This window comes from Paenibacillus woosongensis, from assembly GCF_009725165.1.
Classification (GTDB): domain Bacteria; phylum Bacillota; class Bacilli; order Paenibacillales; family Paenibacillaceae; genus Fontibacillus; species Fontibacillus woosongensis.
The window spans coordinates 707,339-723,507 of record NZ_WNZW01000001.1; the positions used below are offsets into that span (position 1 = coordinate 707,339).

Annotated in this window: 21 protein-coding genes and 5 tRNA genes; 5 read left to right on the forward strand and 21 right to left on the reverse strand. The window is 50.0% G+C overall.

Features of this window, described 5'->3' with window-relative positions; translation table 11 throughout:
• Positions 1–88: 88 nt before the first annotated feature.
• The 9 genes from GNP95_RS03390 to GNP95_RS03430 form a co-directional block, all read right to left on the reverse strand.
• Positions 89–520, reverse strand: coding sequence for a thiol-disulfide oxidoreductase DCC family protein (locus tag GNP95_RS03390; protein WP_155609460.1), 432 nt, complete (start codon positions 518–520; stop codon positions 89–91).
• Positions 521–688: 168 nt separating this feature from the next.
• The gene (locus GNP95_RS03395) at positions 689–967 is read right to left on the reverse strand and encodes a hypothetical protein (RefSeq protein WP_155609461.1); all 279 of its coding nucleotides are present in this window, start codon (positions 965–967) and stop codon (positions 689–691) included.
• 166 nt (positions 968–1,133) lie between these two features.
• Complete coding sequence (locus GNP95_RS03400) at positions 1,134–1,559, reverse strand: organic hydroperoxide resistance protein (RefSeq protein ID WP_155609462.1); 426 nt, start codon at positions 1,557–1,559, stop codon at positions 1,134–1,136.
• A 98-nt stretch (positions 1,560–1,657) separates the two neighbouring features.
• A complete protein-coding gene (locus GNP95_RS03405) occupies positions 1,658–2,572 on the reverse strand; it encodes a hypothetical protein (RefSeq protein ID WP_155609463.1) in 915 nt (304 codons plus the stop codon).
• Between the two features lie 14 nt (positions 2,573–2,586).
• Entirely contained in the window at positions 2,587–3,810 is a 1,224-nt protein-coding gene (locus tag GNP95_RS03410; RefSeq protein ID WP_155609464.1) for an ABC transporter permease, read from the reverse strand.
• Positions 3,807–4,511 (reverse strand): ABC transporter ATP-binding protein, encoded by a 705-nt coding sequence (locus GNP95_RS03415; RefSeq protein WP_155609465.1) that lies wholly within the window; start codon positions 4,509–4,511, stop codon positions 3,807–3,809. Before GNP95_RS03415 ends, GNP95_RS03410 begins: the two co-directional genes overlap by 4 nt.
• An 89-nt stretch (positions 4,512–4,600) precedes the next feature.
• Complete coding sequence (locus GNP95_RS03420) at positions 4,601–6,319, reverse strand: alkaline phosphatase (RefSeq protein WP_330163253.1); 1,719 nt, start codon at positions 6,317–6,319, stop codon at positions 4,601–4,603.
• A 199-nt stretch (positions 6,320–6,518) separates the two neighbouring features.
• Positions 6,519–6,601, reverse strand: a tRNA-Leu gene (locus GNP95_RS03425).
• 62 nt (positions 6,602–6,663) lie between these two features.
• Positions 6,664–7,026 carry a helix-turn-helix domain-containing protein gene (locus GNP95_RS03430; RefSeq protein WP_155609467.1) on the reverse strand — a complete coding sequence of 121 codons (363 nt, stop codon included), beginning with the start codon at positions 7,024–7,026 and terminating at the stop codon, positions 6,664–6,666.
• Positions 7,027–7,248: 222 nt separating this feature from the next.
• Between GNP95_RS03430 and GNP95_RS03435 the strand changes: the two genes are divergently transcribed.
• Positions 7,249–7,884, forward strand: coding sequence for a PAS domain-containing protein (locus GNP95_RS03435; protein WP_155609468.1), 636 nt, complete (start codon positions 7,249–7,251; stop codon positions 7,882–7,884).
• A 22-nt stretch (positions 7,885–7,906) separates the two neighbouring features.
• Here GNP95_RS03435 and GNP95_RS03440 read toward each other — a convergent pair whose 3' ends face one another.
• Positions 7,907–8,617 (reverse strand): AzlC family ABC transporter permease, encoded by a 711-nt coding sequence (locus tag GNP95_RS03440; RefSeq protein ID WP_155609469.1) that lies wholly within the window; start codon positions 8,615–8,617, stop codon positions 7,907–7,909.
• Positions 8,618–8,631: 14 nt separating this feature from the next.
• Positions 8,632–8,949: an AzlD domain-containing protein gene (locus GNP95_RS03445; RefSeq protein WP_155609470.1), complete on the reverse strand. Its 318-nt coding sequence runs from the start codon at positions 8,947–8,949 to the stop codon at positions 8,632–8,634.
• Positions 8,950–9,143: 194 nt separating this feature from the next.
• Between GNP95_RS03445 and GNP95_RS03450 the strand changes: the two genes are divergently transcribed.
• Positions 9,144–10,001 carry an HAD family hydrolase gene (locus GNP95_RS03450; RefSeq protein WP_155609471.1) on the forward strand — a complete coding sequence of 286 codons (858 nt, stop codon included), beginning with the start codon at positions 9,144–9,146 and terminating at the stop codon, positions 9,999–10,001.
• Between the two features lie 149 nt (positions 10,002–10,150).
• Here GNP95_RS03450 and GNP95_RS03455 read toward each other — a convergent pair.
• From GNP95_RS03455 to GNP95_RS03485, 7 genes are all read right to left on the reverse strand, one after another.
• Positions 10,151–10,233: transfer RNA gene (locus GNP95_RS03455), tRNA-Leu, on the reverse strand.
• A gap of 173 nt (positions 10,234–10,406) precedes the next feature.
• Positions 10,407–10,481: transfer RNA gene (locus GNP95_RS03460), tRNA-Glu, on the reverse strand.
• A gap of 165 nt (positions 10,482–10,646) precedes the next feature.
• Positions 10,647–10,738, reverse strand: a tRNA-Ser gene (locus GNP95_RS03465).
• Between the two features lie 7 nt (positions 10,739–10,745).
• Positions 10,746–10,821: transfer RNA gene (locus GNP95_RS03470), tRNA-Asn, on the reverse strand.
• Positions 10,822–10,947: 126 nt separating this feature from the next.
• Positions 10,948–11,109 (reverse strand): hypothetical protein, encoded by a 162-nt coding sequence (locus GNP95_RS03475; RefSeq protein WP_155609472.1) that lies wholly within the window; start codon positions 11,107–11,109, stop codon positions 10,948–10,950.
• The gene (locus GNP95_RS03480; RefSeq protein WP_155609473.1) at positions 11,093–11,338 is read right to left on the reverse strand and encodes a hypothetical protein; all 246 of its coding nucleotides are present in this window, start codon (positions 11,336–11,338) and stop codon (positions 11,093–11,095) included. The genes GNP95_RS03475 and GNP95_RS03480 overlap by 17 nt, the downstream gene beginning before the upstream one ends.
• 59 nt (positions 11,339–11,397) lie before the next feature.
• A complete protein-coding gene (locus GNP95_RS03485; protein ID WP_155609474.1) occupies positions 11,398–11,871 on the reverse strand; it encodes a SprT family protein in 474 nt (157 codons plus the stop codon).
• Positions 11,872–12,000: 129 nt separating this feature from the next.
• Between GNP95_RS03485 and GNP95_RS03490 the strand changes: the two genes are divergently transcribed.
• Positions 12,001–12,351 carry a hydrolase/acyltransferase gene (locus GNP95_RS03490; protein ID WP_155609475.1) on the forward strand — a complete coding sequence of 117 codons (351 nt, stop codon included), beginning with the start codon at positions 12,001–12,003 and terminating at the stop codon, positions 12,349–12,351.
• A 76-nt stretch (positions 12,352–12,427) separates the two neighbouring features.
• A complete protein-coding gene (cmpA, locus tag GNP95_RS03495; RefSeq protein WP_155609476.1) occupies positions 12,428–12,565 on the forward strand; it encodes a cortex morphogenetic protein CmpA in 138 nt (45 codons plus the stop codon).
• A 159-nt stretch (positions 12,566–12,724) separates the two neighbouring features.
• On the opposite strand, the gene GNP95_RS03500 is transcribed toward cmpA, so the two are convergent.
• From GNP95_RS03500 to GNP95_RS03510, 3 genes are all read right to left on the reverse strand, one after another.
• Entirely contained in the window at positions 12,725–13,360 is a 636-nt protein-coding gene (locus GNP95_RS03500) for an XTP/dITP diphosphatase (protein ID WP_155609477.1), read from the reverse strand.
• Positions 13,357–14,115 (reverse strand): ribonuclease PH, encoded by a 759-nt coding sequence (gene rph, locus GNP95_RS03505; protein WP_155609478.1) that lies wholly within the window; start codon positions 14,113–14,115, stop codon positions 13,357–13,359. The genes GNP95_RS03500 and rph overlap by 4 nt, the downstream gene beginning before the upstream one ends.
• A gap of 210 nt (positions 14,116–14,325) precedes the next feature.
• Positions 14,326–15,387, reverse strand: a complete 1,062-nt coding sequence (locus GNP95_RS03510; protein WP_155609479.1) for a GerMN domain-containing protein — start codon at positions 15,385–15,387, stop codon at positions 14,326–14,328.
• A 159-nt stretch (positions 15,388–15,546) separates the two neighbouring features.
• Here GNP95_RS03510 and GNP95_RS03515 point away from each other — a divergent pair, with 159 nt between their 5' ends.
• A complete protein-coding gene (locus GNP95_RS03515) occupies positions 15,547–16,113 on the forward strand; it encodes a phosphatidylglycerophosphatase A family protein (protein ID WP_413773714.1) in 567 nt (188 codons plus the stop codon).
• Positions 16,114–16,169: the final 56 nt, after the last annotated feature.

The following is a 16,169-nucleotide window of genomic DNA, read 5'->3' on the forward strand; positions in this document are numbered from 1 at the left end:
TTGGACGGTGCTTCCGTCGTTCATCCCTGAAATTTACAGTTAGAATAACATACTTCTCTGACTCTCGCAAGGCTTTTTCTGAAGATGATTATCCATCCTGCAAAAATCGTTCCTTATTCTCTTTCGTGGGCACAAGGCATGTCTCGTCCTTGCCGAACCATCGATAGCGATTAGCCGCAACGATGCGGTATACGGCGTCCCGTATAAATCGCGGTACAATAATGAATCCAAAGGCAAGCGGCCAAGGATACCGCAATCCTTTTGCGATTCGCAGCGCAGCGGATGAACGCGTATAATAAACGCCGTTCTGATACAGGACAATTGTGTTTATCCGATCAGGAGAAATGTCCGGGCGCCGGCTGCCCTGCAATATTCTCTCCCCAGCTTCTGATTGGAGGGAAGCGAACCGAAAGCGGCGTTCTGGGTCCCTTCTGATTATAAATTTAACGGCTCCCTGGCATAAATGGCATACGCCATCAAACAGGACGACGTTATCGTGCTGTCCCGAAGTTTGCGCCATCGTTCCTTCACCTCGCTTTTATTGCAATTATAGCATGACTTCGGACAAACGAAAAAAGCAAGCGGGTCAGCCAAGGAAACTCCTTGGTCGACCCGCTTGCTTTTCAATCTTATGAACGTCCCATAGATCCCTCTACGAGCCCGTCTCCAACGTTGATTGACTGCTATCTTACTGAGCCAGCGCCTTCTCAATCCACTGACCGTCATCCATTTGCTGCTTAATCTCTCCGCTGAATTTGTCCATGCATTTGCAAATGAAATCTTTGCGGCAAACTGGACAAGGTGTTCGCTGAAGCCGGCTGACGTTCGTAAGCCGCCATTCCGGATTCCGGTGGAAAAATACCCGGCACGCTGTGCCATCAGCCATTGTGACGATGAATTCATACAGTCCTTCTTTTTCATTGCTGCTGGCCTTGGTCACGTTCTGTACACTCGGTCTGTAAGACATGGTCATCACCCGTATTATCAGATTTAAGTCCTATTTAGTACTTAGACATATTAAATAATTTTTTACGGTGTGTCAACTTGGAATTGAATGACAATTAAATCCATTTCAATGTGATCAAAAAGACTTCTCCAGAACAGTATTGCCCATGAGAAGTCTTTTCATATCATTAACCTTCAATTAAGTTCAGCTTCACCTCGATATTGCCTCGTGTCGCCTTCGAATAAGGGCAAAAATCATGCGCCTTATGCAGCAATTGTTGGGCTGTGCCTCGCTCTACTCCCGGAATTTGCGCATCGATGGCCACAGCTAATTGGAATCCGCCATCTGCAGGATCCTTGCCGATGCTCACATGATGCTTCACGATTGCCTGCTCCAGCTTTATGCCGTCTTGTTCTGCTACATGCTCCAGAGCGCTGGCGAAACAAGCGCCATATCCGGCCGCGAACAGCTCCTCCGGGTTAGTGCCGGAGCCGCCTTGTCCACCCATTGCTTTGGGCATGCTCAGTTCGAGCTTCAACGCCCCGTCCGAAGTCTCCACGGTGCCGGATCTTCCTCCCTGAATCGTAGCGGTTGCCGTATACATTGCTTCCATGAATCGTTCCCTCCTTGTTAAAATATTCGGGTCATTGTCCATTTAAAGCAATAAGACCGCTTTGAAACGCCTGCCCTGGTTATTCTCCTGTTTCCCCGTCAGGATTTGATTTCCTTGAAGGAGGCGTCATATAGGCGGAACATCGTTTTATATCCCGACTCGTCGATTTTAATACCGACGTCGAGACGTCCTGTGATCTCCAGCGGCTCCGACTTATATCTCAACTTCACATCATCTGGCACGAACACGATCATGATCTTGTTCCAATAGGTCTCGTCTCCATTGTCAAAAGGGCATTCCGCGCCAGGCTCGGGGATAAGCAGAAACCAGTTTTTCTCAAAGGACAGCACCTCGCCCATAAATCCCTTTATCGTTACGGTAGAACCGCTGAGATCCCAGAAGCGGTCCGAAGGCGTCGTTTGGTCATCCCCATCAAAAAATTCCGACCAGCCGATCTTCGCTGGCCCCGTTCCTTTCGTCTCCTCTGCAGCCTGCAGCTTATCTTCCTCCGCAGTCACTACTGCCTCCACTTTGGGAGCTGCATTTGCCGCAGTCTGTTCGGTGCCCTTCTTCACGTTCTTCTCTGCCGAAGATCGCACCGGGCTTTCTATCGCCACGCTCTTCGGTGGGGCTGCAGAAGGTTCGGCCGCCTTACTTCCGTCCCCCGCATTAACGATCGGTTTCGCTTCGGGGACAGGGAGTTCCTGCACGGCGGGCTTCTGTACAGGAAGCTCCGCCTTAGCAGTATCATCCCCACTACCCGGCTGCTCCACCCCGCCTTTATCTTCCTTCCACTCTTCATCAGCAGGTCGATCCTCCGGCGCCTTCACCGCTGCATTAGCTTCTTTACCTGTAGATAGAGGGTCATAGGAATTTGGCGTAACTGCTGCCGGGCTGCGGTTTATTGCCGCCGCAAACGAACCTGCTTGTTCACTGGCTAACTCTTTCTGGCCGCACGCTTGCAGCAACACGACCGCAGCAAGAATCGGCAATACGAGTAATATTTTTTTCAATTCAGGATACCTCCTTACGCTTTGAATAGCGACAATGAATCCATCCGGTACAACCGCAGGGCCGGTCCCAGGGAAGCAAGGGCACCAATCGCCATCGTTGCTGCCGCAATAATGATATGATCAGCACTCCATTGAAATGGAGTGATCTGGATGCCGGCATAACTGAACAGCGCATCTTTCAGAACATAACTTGCTGCATGCCCGGCCAGAAATCCTGAGACAAGCCCAGCTGCCGTTACCAATATCCCTTCTCCGACCAGCGTCATCAGCACGTAGCCTTTTGATTTTCCGAGCAGACGCAGGAGACCTACGTCCTTCGTTCTTTCATTGACAGCTGCGATAAGCGACAGCAGAATTGATATGGCAGCCAGGATGACACACAGCACCGTCACCACCTCAATGATTCCAGCCCCTTGATCCACGAGATTCACCACATCCGCTACAGCTTTGCTTGTATACACGGCCTGGACTTGAGGCATGCCCTCGAGTTTAGTCTTCAATCCCTGCGCACCGAGCAGGCTAGCCGGCTTGATCAGAATGGCTGTAATCTCCCTCTCTCCCGACATCTGGCCATGGACCGCCCAGGCGTAATCCAAGGTCGTGAAGACCGCACGATCATCCGGGGTATTCAACATGGGCAGAATGCCCTTTACCGTATAAATGAAGCTTTCGTGGTCATCATGATGTTCGCCTGATTCGCCATGACCTTCGTCGTCCATGTCTGCATGATGCGCGCCCTCGACCAGTCCGTGCGCCCCCGTAAAGGTATCTCCTGCCCGCAGCCCGAGCATTCGAGCCACATAAGCCCCGACGACCACTTCGCCGGTCTCGCTGTATAAGCTTCCTTCCTGCAGCTTCTGGTCGCCATACCGGGTTAGAAAATACTCCGGGTTAACGCCCACGATCGGATAACCGTTATAGTTATCGCCAGTTGTGATGGCATACGCCTTCTCGACCCCGCTGTCCTCCAGAACCATATCCATTGTGCGGCCGGGAATATTCCCGACTGGAGCGCCAATGTGATAGAAGGTATTCAGCACCAGCTGAGTCTGGCTTCCCTGCGCGCCCACGACAACGTCAAATGGACCGTATCCCTTCTGTGCCCCTTGTTCAACGCTCGCCTTGGATAACGAGAGAAGCAGGACAAATGCGACCGTGGCCGTTACAGACAGAATCGTCAGGAGGGACAGAAATTTCCGGTGCAGCATATTTCTTAGGATGAGGTGAAAAAAGTTCATATCGCCCTCTCCTCCCGATTTTCGGCCAAACGCTTCATTCCGGTGATCTGATTGATTTCGCCAATATGGACTCGTCTCGGAAAACGGTTCGCCATATTCAGATCATGCGTTACGACGATTAATGTATGCTGTTCTTCGCGGCAAAGCTCCAGCAGCAAATCCGTCACTTCGTCCGCCGTTTCCCAGTCCAGGCTGCCTGTAGGCTCATCCGCCAAGACGAGCGGCGGCTCATTGACCAGCGCCCGAATGATCGCAACGCGCTGCTGCTGTCCCCGGGACAGCTGTGATGGCAAGTGGCGGCTGCGATCGCCGAGCCCAACCCGCTCGAACCAAAGATCGATGCGTTTCCGCCGCTCTGCGGCACCCATTTGGGCAGGCATCACAATTTCGACATTCTGCCTTGCCGAAAGCGAAGGAATCAGGTGAAAATCCTGCAGGATATAGCCGATGCGGCTAGCGCGAAAGCTGTCCCTCGCCGGCTCCGTCATGCGATGGATCGCTTGCCCGTCGATTTGCACCTCCCCTTCGTCCGCCCGGAGAATTCCGCTAATAATATGAAGCAAGGTGCTTTTTCCCGAGCCGCTTGGTCCGATGATCGCTATTTTCTCCCCACGCCCGACGTCCCACTGCGGAATGTCAAGGATCGGAATACGGCTACCGCCTACATGGAACCCTTTCTTCACCCCTTGAATTTGCAGCATATTCTTTCCCCCTATCTGAAAATACAGGAAAACAGGAGAAGCACATTCCCCTGTTTCCCAGCTGGGCATCCCCATTTGTATGTTTATCGTTATTTCAGTACGATCCGTTCGGACAGAGCGTCCCACTTCAAGGATTGTCCCGATACTTGACTAAATGCCGTTAACGGAAGGTACAGCACATCATTATCAATATCTGCGGAAATCGAGGAGTCTTTTCCGTTCAATTTAGCCTTCTTCGCGTTCAAATCGACAGTGACCGTACCGCCCTTGCCGCTGATCGTAGCTATCCCGTTTGCAATCTGGTACTTGCCCCCAAGCGCTTCCGTTAACGCTTTGGCCGGATAGAGCACTTCATTGCTGCGGTTAATTTTGAATTTTGGATACAGATGCTTCGCTTGCAGGTTAGCCGTCGCTTGTTGCAAGTCAACGCCCAGCACCTCAGCGCTAGCTGTAGCGATCCGCGTATTGTCGATTTGACCCTTTACTTTCTCCGCGATCGGCCCGTAAGCCCACACGCCTACATCCACAGCAGAATGCCCATGACCGGACCAGCCGACAAGCAGACGCTTGGAGATGACGGCGTTATACCCGCCTTCACGTTTATATGAGGAGCCGTCGCCGTCGAGGATATATTGCGCCTCTTCATCCGTCAGATCAGTAATCCAAGTATTGTTCGCAACGATTTTTTTCACGTCCGCGATCGTTTTTGCCTCATTCAAAACCGTTACCAAGCTCTCGGAGGAATTCTTCTGTTGATTCCATAGATCTACATTAAGCTCGTAAATGTTGTCCCGGGATAAGGAAAGGCCGCCCGTTTCATGATCAGCGGTAACGACGACCGACGTATTTCCGTCCTTCTTGGCGAATTCAATCGCCACCTTAAAGGCCTCGTCAAAATCAATCACTTCTTGAACCATCGTTGGCAAATCGTTCGCATGGCCGGCATGGTCGATGCGTCCTCCCTCGATCATGATGGCGAACCCATTCTCGTTGGCGGACAAAATTTCGAGCGCCTTCGAGGTCATCTCAGCCAGGCTTGGAACTTCAGCCGTACGATCCGGCACGTAAGCAACGTGAGAGCTTCCGAACAATCCCAGCACTTTGGAATCCTTGGCAGACAGCTTGCCTAGGTTTTGTCCTGTTTTTACGACTTTATAGCCTTTGGCCTCAAATTCAGGAAGGAGATTTTTATCGCTGCGCTTGCCCTTTTCTTCTTTTGTCAGGAAAAATGATTCACCCCCGCCAAACAGCACATCGATCCCGCTATCGAGATACTGCGATGCGATTGCATTCTCGTTGTCACGGTTGCGCACATGCGAAGCGTATACTGCCGGTGTGGCATGAGTGATACGCGCTGTCGTAACGAGACCTGTCGATTTGCCATTCAGCTCAGCGGCTTCAAGCACGGAGGCAAACGGTCTGGAGACGTCTTCGTTGGAGACGCTGATAGCTGCGTTATACGTTTTATTCCCCGTCGCAAATGCCGTTCCCGCAGAGGCCGAATCCGTCACGATTCCAGAGACAATTTGTCCGCCGTCTTCCCCGCGATCCGCATAAGTCGTCGCTTGTCCGACATAATACGGATCTAAATTCAGGCTTTTTACATTATTCTCGTATTGTTGAAAATAACGAGCCGCCGATACTTGCGCCGGCCCCATGCCGTCTCCGATCAGAACGATCAAATTTTTGGACTGCCCTTTCGAGACTGCCGCCCCCGAGGTATTCTCCTTCGCTGTTGCCAATGATCCGGCAGAAACAACGGATAATACCAATCCGCCGATTGCCAAGCCTTTCAGTAGTTTATTCACTAAATCTCCTCCCAACAATGATCAGAACTATTAAGAGTGTAAATCCCAATCTTTAGGGGAATGTCAAATGATTGTTCTCTGAATGTTAAAACCTGCCAGACGGTTTTGAGGGGCGGTCCAAATCCAATTCAACAGCAAAAAAGCCGTCTCTCCAGTAGATATAATCTACTAAAGAAACGGCTTTTCTTCATTTGCCATATGCGGTCGAGAGGACTCGAACCTCCACGGGTATACACCCACTACCCCCTCAAGATAGCGTGTCTGCCATTCCACCACGACCGCAGGTTATGTTTGAAACGAACATTTTATATTATATCGCCGCGGGAACTAAAAGTAAAGTGTTATTATTTTCCGCCCATTCTCTTTATCTTTCTGCGGTATTCGGTAAACTCCAAATACTCCTGAATAAAAGCCTTCTCACGCTCTGTCAAACGGCTGCTAAGGCGGATCCAGTCCGGCTCGTCCGCAGCATAAGCTTCTCTTTCCTCATGCACCTGTACTGCTTCACGTTCCCGGCCGGTCATCAGCCAATCCAGACTCACATCGAAATATGCGGCAATATCGATGAGCTTATTCGTGCCAGGCGAAGATTTGCCGCGCTTCCAGTCGCCCAAGTTTCCGGTGCTGATGCCAAGTTCCTTGCAGAATTCCTTCTTGGTCATAGCTTTGCTTTTGATGAGCGATTCGATCCTTTCATAAATAGACAACTCTTCGGCCCTCCTTCGCAAAACCATTACGCATTTACGTCATTTTGTTGTAAAGTCACGTATTTACGTGTATAATTTGATTAAACCTTTTTATGTCTTGGGCAATCCTTTCAGGCCATTATATCATAGACCATCCAGATCCTTCACATCTTGATCCCGCACACGGTGACAATAGCCAGGCCAGCATCTATCCTTTAGTAATTTCAGATAGGAGTGTTCGCGATGACCCATAGTCTGTCTTTATGGATTTCGGCTGCCCAGTCCCTGAACCAAAGCCTGGCCATAACCGATACCCAAGGTACCATCCAGCAGGTGAACCCAACCTGGGCAAAGAAAGCCGCTCAGTTGGGTCTATCTCCTTTATGGGATCGACCCGGATTAAATCTTATCGAGTTTCTAAAGAATCCGGACAATCGGGATTTGTGCCCTAATGCCCCGATGTTCCTTTCTCAGCTGAATAACATTCTTCAAGGGGACTGTTCTTTCTATAGCAAGGAATTTCACATTCATTTGTCGTTGTCGCAAGAAACGATATGGTTCCAATTGGAGGTTATCCCGCTTATGGAAGAGAACTGTATTGGCGGCGTTGTCCTGAGCTGCATAGATATGACGCGTTATAAGAGGTATGAATTGCAGCTTGTAGAAATTATCTCGCAAATCCGCACGCTGCGCGGTCTGCTTCCGATCTGTGCGGTATGCAAGCGAATAAAGGATGAAGATAACCACTGGGACGATATCGAGAACTTCCTGATCAGGAATACCCATGCGGAATTTACTCATGATATATGCCCGGATTGCATCCGTGTCTTATATCCCAAATATTCTTCAATCCTTGATTTACCCGCAAATGAGGACTAGGGCTAACGCTATCATCCAGATATTAGCTTCTGGCTTGTTTGCTGATTCTGCTCCTTTGCCTGTACAGCAGCTGTCCTGCCGTAGCTCCGACAAGCCCCCCGGCGATAAGGCCGACTCCGCCTAAATTCATGAGCCCTGCCAGCGTAGCTAAGCCCGCTCCTGTGCAGGCTGCCAGCAGATGCGGAAGCGTGCGCTCGCCAGCGAACAATAGTGCTAGGAACAGCGCAGGAAGCGCAAAGCTAAGCACAGCGGCGGCCTCTGAGGGAACAATCCCGCCGATTCCCGCACCGACAACCGTACCTGCAATCCATGATCCGTATGCCGCCAGCGCAAAGGTCAAATAATAGGAAGGCGCCAGCTTTTCGCCGGCAGCGGCCCGGTTGTAGGTTACGACAAAACTCTCGTCCGTTAATCCTACCGCCGCCAACCATTTCAATGGTTCCCGCCAGTGAGCCAAATTCGGCCCCATTGTGGCACCATACAAAATATGCCGCATATTCACTAGCAGGATGGTAGCGATGATTGTAGCAGGAGCCGTCGCCGTATCCAACATACTGATAAGCATAAACTGGGCTCCCCCGGAATAAATCCATATCGAGCTAAAAATCGACGTATGCCAGGGCACCCCGCTTGCAGCTGCCAAGACGCCAAACGTGATCGATAAAGGAAAATATGCCAGCATGATTGGCAACACATCCTTTAACGCCAAAGCTACTCTATCTCTTCGACTCATGCTTGTATCTCCTGTCACATGAAATAATATAATACAGCAAAACAGGCGATGCCTGCCGTTACAGTCAAGAGCAACCGCCGCGTCCACCAGGCTGTTGCTATCGTTGGTATAGCCGCTAACAGCATAATATTATCCTTAATGGGCACCCATTGCCCCTCGTCCAGCAATAATAAAGGACCTAGCAAGGCACCCAGAACTGCCGGGGACACGTAAGAAAGCCATTCCTTAGTCCGTTCTGACCATTGTACCCTGCTCCCAAGCACAAGCGAACCTGCGCGAAACAAATAAGTTCCTGCTCCAATGAGAAGAATAATCCAAAGTTGAGATTCCATTTCCCCATCCTGCTCCTAAGTTGTTCTTTTATCTTTATACAAATTCAAGTGGTACTCCAATAGAATGCTGGGTTTTCCACCCTGATTACCTATGATTTATAGTAACATAGTTTCCTTATATTGACCTGAAATCATTTTCATACTTTATACTCTTAGCAAGCAACCGCAGAACAAGCTATAGGGAGGCTATATGCATGAAATTAATTGCTATCGATTTGGACGGAACCTTGCTCACCGCTGAGAGCAAACCTAGTACAGAGGGCCTCGCGGCCATTCGCAATATATTGTCCGGCGGGGATCATAAAGTAACGATCTGCACAGGCAGAGCCCGCTTTGATGTGAAGGGAATAATTGGCGAGGAATTATCCATTCCGATTATTTCATCCAATGGAGCTGCTGTCCACGATGAGCGTGGCCGTCTTTTGAACGAGACTCCGATCCCCCACGCCATTGCCGCTGAGTCCATAAATTACTTATTGGAGCAGGACGTATATTTCGAAATATTTTGCCCGGATGACATTTATTCGCCATGTGGCGGAGAAGGCAAGCTTCAGGCCGAAATCGATATCCTAGTCAGCGCCAATCCCGACATCGACGCAGATACGCTGCAGGCCGCTGTGCAAACCCAGTTTCAACAATTCGGCTTCCGGCAAATTGATGATCTTCGTGAGGTGGTACAAGCCAGAAGCCCTATTTATAAACTGTTAATTTTTACTTATGATGATGCGAAGCTGGATCAAATTCGCGATCATTTCCGCGATCAGCCTTTCGTCCATACAACAGCCGCTGCCAAGCATACGCTAGAAATCATATCGACCGAAACGGACAAAGGAAGCGCCCTTCAATTTCTGGCTTCCTATTTCGATATCGACATGGCTGATACGATCGTTATCGGTGACAGTTATAATGATATTTCCATGTTCCAGATTGCTGGGACAAAGGTAGCGATGGGTAATGCCGTCGAAGAAGTCAAGCGGCTAAGCACTTTGACTACCCGCAGTAACAACGAACACGGAGTCGCCTATGCCTTAAGTACGCTTCTAGATCTATAAAGCTTCCGCTATAGAGCATCCTCGCCAATGGCGAGGATGCTTTTCTTTTACCATATGTAGATTCCTTAAGCAGCTTTTGCTATATATTGCGATGTAATAAAAAGTTCAAAAGAACCCTGCTTACGCAAGGTTCTTCTCTTTGTTATCAATGCGGTCGAGAGGACTCGAACCTCCACGGGTATACACCCACTACCCCCTCAAGATAGCGTGTCTGCCATTCCACCACGACCGCATATTAAGTTATAATACTTCTGACTCTCACCCTACCGAAGCATATATATGAAAGTGGTGACCCGTAGGGGATACTCTCTCTTTCGTTCGAGACTGCGAAGTATTCCTACCGAAGCCTATGCTCCGACGAACCCCTCAAGGGATTCTCACCCTACTGAAGCATATATATGAAAGTGGTGACCCGTAGGGGATTCGAACCCCTGTTACCTCCGTGAAAGGGAGGTGTCTTAACCCCTTGACCAACGGGCCATATTTATTTAAGGTGAAGTCTTTTTTGGAGCGACAACAAAAATGAGTATAGCAAAGTTCGCGAGCGTTGGCAACCCCTTTTTTTACAAAAGAAAATTAAAAAAAGTCCATCAGGACTTTTTGGCTTCATGCTCCGACGAACCACCGAGGGTTCTCAATCTATAGTGGCGGAGAGAGAGGGATTCGAACCCTCGCACCGCTTACGCAGTCTAACCCCTTAGCAGAGGGTCCCCTTATAGCCACTTGGGTATCTCTCCAAAGACATGGCTCCCCGAACAGGACTCGAACCTGTGACAACTCGATTAACAGTCGAGTGCTCTACCGACTGAGCTATCGGGGAACGCTAATTGTTTACTATAGATTTACGGTATAATTTATCATGATTTTGAAGCAAAGTCAAGATTAGGACATGTCGTAAGATAGGGCTGGAAAGGCCTGGCACCGGCGGCCAGACCTTCACGGAACTTCAGGAATCCTTTCGGTGCCGCGCCAGTTCGATGAGCATGACGATAAGTACTAGCAGTTGAATCAGCATCTCTGCACTCATTTTGCTTCGCCTCCGTCCGCATATTGCTCCTTCGAGGCCGGCTGCTCCTCTCCCTTTTGGATCCTTACGCTCCCACTTCATATATATGACAAGCCGAGCTGCTTCTTGTCAACAAAAAAGAACCATCATCTCCATAATAAGAGATCAGGTTCTTCCGTTTATGCTTACTCTGATTTAACAGCTCTTGCTTAGTTTTGGTTCTTCTCGTTCTCAAATCTGCTGTGGCAAAGGGGCTTCTCCCCAGTTCCGGGTTGCGTCTGCCTTCGCGCGTTAATTTCTCGCGCATTCGTTTGGCCTTCGACTTAGCCATAATGGATCACTTCCCTATCTTTTATTGTAGTATATCACACTTCAGTTCTGCTGCTTATGTCAATTTTGCTGCCCGTAACTCGACAGTTGTAGACTTCCCGAACATTTCCCGCAGCGGTATCGCCGAGGATCAACGCGGCGTTTACGCAAATATTCCATACCACAGCTTGTACACTTGAGCATATACCGGTAAGGCAATGTACTTCTGCCCTGATCTCCAGGCAACGATTGACAGTATCTGCTTCCCCCAACCCGGCTTAATAACGCTTTGAATTCCGGGTCCCGATGTCTGTAGCCTCTGCCCATAATATGCAAATGATAGTGGCATAGCTCATGCTTAATGATTTTCTCCACTTCCTCTACCCCGTAAACAGCCAGCTGGGCCGGATTAATCTCGATATGATGGGACTTCATAAAATATCTGCCGCCTGTCGACCTAAGCCTCCGGTTAAACCTGGCTTCATGGCGAAAAGGCAACCCAAAGCTGCGAAGCGAAATCTCCTCCACCCAGGCCTGTAGTTGTTCATCCGTCATGAAAATAACCCCCATTTCTTGCAGCCATTCACATTCCTGCCCTTGATCAAACACGGTTTGTACTTGAATTCTAACTTCCTGTTAAGCTACACTGTCAAGTAGCAATAATTGAAAAGGAGACTGTAAAAAATGTCCTTAATGAGATATGTCATTTTGCAGCAGGGCAGCGATTTGCGTTTTGTGGAAATGCCTGCGGATTACGCTTACCAGCTAAGCGCCCTCAATTTGCGCCTGAACAAAGAAATCGATAAGCTAACCGCAGCCCAGATTCCATCTCTGCCGCAAGCGATTGCCGAATGCGAACAGCTTGATCTGCTGCAGGAATCACTGCAAATTACAAGCGGCTTAGCCTACATCAATGAGCTTGAAGCTGCATTCTCCGCAATACGCGAAGAGAATTATCCCTTGATCTCTTTGCTTACGGAAATTCGCGCGCTGCAGGCCCAGCTAGAGCAGTGGTACGAGGAAGAGGGCCACTAGAGCTCATGGACCTGCACATTTCACGGCTTCTCCCCATATGCTAACGTACATAGGGAAAAGTCGGGAGGAGATTGTATTGCCCAATTGGCTCAGCAACCAGATGATGCGCGCCTTTCATAAAAAAGACCGGCGTCAAATTCGCCTGCTTAATGACTGTTGGTTTTTTTATTATAGCCGCCGTAAAAATAACAATGAAAACAACGAGCTTCAGTAGCATAGCGGCCACAACCGTGTCATGCGAAATACCCCTTTAAGTTCAGCATTCAGTCCGTCCTTAAGGAAATGAACAGGCTCGTATACGGTCACTTAAAGGGGTTATAGTAACTTCATTACGTAATCAATTTCTCAGAAGCCTCCGCACTGCCGAGGCTTCTTATTTATTCATGTCCTCCATTTGCTGGGCCAGTTGGCGCAATGCCGCCCCGCGATGGCTGATCGCCTGCTTCTCCGAGACGGTTAGCTCGGCAAGGGTCTTCTCGTACTCCGGCAGATAAAACAGCGGGTCATATCCGAATCCGCCTTCTCCGGCTGGCTCCGATGTAATCCAGCCCTCCACCGTTCCAGAAGCCTCTGTAAACTCCCCCGTCGCCGGATTATACAGGGCAAGATGACACACGAACCGGGCTGTGCTGAGCAGCGGCTGCTCCGTATCTTCCCCTAGCCGCATGTGCTCCAATTCGCTCAGAAGCTTGGCATTGTTGTCCTCATCCGAAGCCCCTTCCCCAGCATAGCGAGCCGAATAAACGCCAGGCGCGCCTTCCAGCTTGTCCACGCATAACCCCGAATCATCGGCCAGCACAGACTGGCCAAGGAAATCACCCACTTCCTTTGCCTTCTTGCGTGCGTTCTCCGCAAACGTCTTGCCGTCCTCGACCACTTCCGGAACCTCGGGATAGTCGTACATGCTCTTTACGGGCTTGCCTAGAAAGGCAAGCGCATGAGCAAATTCCCTCACTTTTCCCTGATTCCGGGTGGCTACAATAAGAACTGATTCCTGGCTATTATTCATACATCCGCCCCCGATTGCTTGCTTCCAATCTTCATGGCGATGGGTCCAAGCGCTTCGCGCTGAATTTGAATCATTTCGCGAATGCCTTTCTCCGCAAGCTCGAGCATATTATTCAGTTCCTCCCGGGAAAATGGATTCTCTTCGCCGGTTCCCTGCACTTCGACGAACTGGCCTTGCCCCGTCATAACTACATTCATGTCCACCTTGGCCTTGGAGTCCTCGTCGTAATTAAGATCCAGCAGCGTCTCCTGGCCGACGATACCGACGCTGACGGAAGCCAGATAATCGGTGATGGGGAATACAGGCAAAGCGTGCTTCTGTACGATCTTGTTCACTGCCAGTGCCAGTGCAACGAATGCACCAGTAATCGACGTGGTGCGTGTTCCTCCATCGGCTTGCAGCACATCGCAGTCAATGGTGATCGACCGCTCGCCAAGGGCTTGCAAATCAACGATGGAACGCAGAGCTCTGCCGATCAAACGCTGGATTTCCATCGTCCGTCCGCTTTGCTTGCCGCGTGCCGATTCGCGCTGGTTACGGGAGTGGGTTGCCCGGGGAAGCATAGAGTATTCTGCAGTTACCCAACCTTTGCCCTGGCCTTTCATGAACATCGGCACCTTCTCATCGACGGTAGCCGTACATATTACCTTCGTGTCTCCAACCTCGATGTATACGGATCCTTCTGCATACTTGTTAATATTTACTGTTAAGTTCATTGGCCGCCGCTCGTTTGCTTCACGCCCGTTTATTCTCATCGTAACCCGCCTCCTACGTTTCATGCTGTCTTTACGCTTTCCCTATTCTACCAAAGTGTAAGCATAAAATCACCATTCCATTCCTTCCCCGCGATATATCTGTATTCCTCCTTCACAGAACGGTACTCCAAAAGCCTAAATGCCTTGAATAACAGAATTGGACTTGCCGCAGCAAGCCCAATAAGCAATCGAAGCATCGTCATTACAGCATTACAGAGGGATTTCGTTAATGGTTTCAGGCCTGGAAACCGGCTCGCTATATTTCTGGTTATCAAGCCCTATGACATCTTTTTCGCCATTCAGCCAGATCCTTACCTGATCCTCCTGTGTGTTCTCCGTTACAGTAAGAACAAGCGACTGCAGCATTTGGGCAGGAACTCTCTCCCCGGGCTCAAACATATCGTCACTGATCGCTACCGTAACGATCCCTTCCTGGGATACGTCAATACTGTCGACGCTAGTATTATCGGTTACGACCCGCTCCAATCCTTCGCCCTGGGCCGGCCCTTTAATCAGCTCATGCAGCGCCGATTGAACCCGGTCGGTGGTACTTGAGACAAAACGGGTAACCGGTACAAAATATTGCACTCCCTCCGGTGTCGCAGCTGAGAAATACACAGTGACCGGACTGCTCAGCGAAAGGCTTGTGCCGCTGCTGATTTCCAAGTTGATGCCTAAAGCACGTGTCAATGGACGATCCAGAGGCGTGCCATCTACAGGCATTTCGTTCAGTTTGGCTCCGTCAACCCAGAGCTGAACCTGCTGAACGTCCGGATTCTCCGTTAACGTCCATGCAAGAGCCTCCATAATCTTGCGCTCATTGCGGGCATCGTAATTTGTAAATGGCTCCGTGAATTCAACGATCGCCAGCTGCTGATCCTTCTGCAGCGTAACCGCCTCGACTTCCGTACCTTCCGGCAGCACACCAGTAAATCCTTCCGGAATAAGCTTGGCGTAAGGGCCGTCCTTCACCAAGCTCTCCAGTACCCTTGTCAACTGCGTGCTGCTGTCTTCATCAGGCAGCCGCAGGGCTACCGGAGCAAGCAAACCGTGCTCGTTCTCCAGATAGACGGTGGACATTAAACCGTCCGTACTCAGGCTTGTCTGATCTTGCGCTTCAAGATTCCTCAGCATCTCGTATTCAACATCTGCAGGCGGAGGATCGATTTGACCCGACGATTTTGCGGCAAAAGGATTACAGGCTGTCAGCAATAACGGAAGCGCGAGCATTCCCGCTACGGCAGTATTGCGTAATGAGCGGTTCCAATTCATGACCAGGGTCCTCCCTAACATTTTTCTAAGGTTTGTATTACTATATATACGAGCCCCTTCTTGAAAAATAACTAATTTTTCCCGGAAGTGGACACACTGCATCTTAGCCGAGTCAGACGATTCAAGCACATGAACATCATATAAGAGGGGTAGAGGTGAATGGGGATGGACCAACCAAAAGCGAAAGTACCTTATACTTTGAACAGTAAAAAGGTAGCTGATGCCACCATGGAGTGGCTGCATAAACGCGGGGTGACACTCGGCGAAATTGCCGAGCTGGTTATGCTGCTGCAGCAGAAGTATTACCCAAACCTGACTATGGAGGAGTGCATCCACAACGTGGAGCAGGTTCTCAGCAAGAGAGAGGTCCAAAATGCCGTGCTGACAGGCATTCAACTGGATATTTTGGCAGAGCAAGGGCTTCTGATTCCAGAGCTGCAGGATATGATCGCCAATGACGAAGGTTTGTACGGCGTCGATGAAATTTTAGCATTCTCCATTGTTAACGTTTACGGAAGCATCGGTTTTACGAACTATGGCTATGTGGACAAGCTTAAACCTGGCGTCTTGGAGCGGCTGAACGATAAAAGCCTGGGCCCCTGCAACACGTTTCTTGACGATATCGTTGGAGCCATTGCCGCTTCAGCGAGCAGCCGGATCGCCCACCGCAAACAGGCGGAGCGCGAGAAAGAACACGGCGAGGAAACGATCGATTCAGACCGCTAAATCTTACTTGCCGGGAAAACAAAGAACAAGCTGCGTGAATGCGCGGCTTGTTCTTG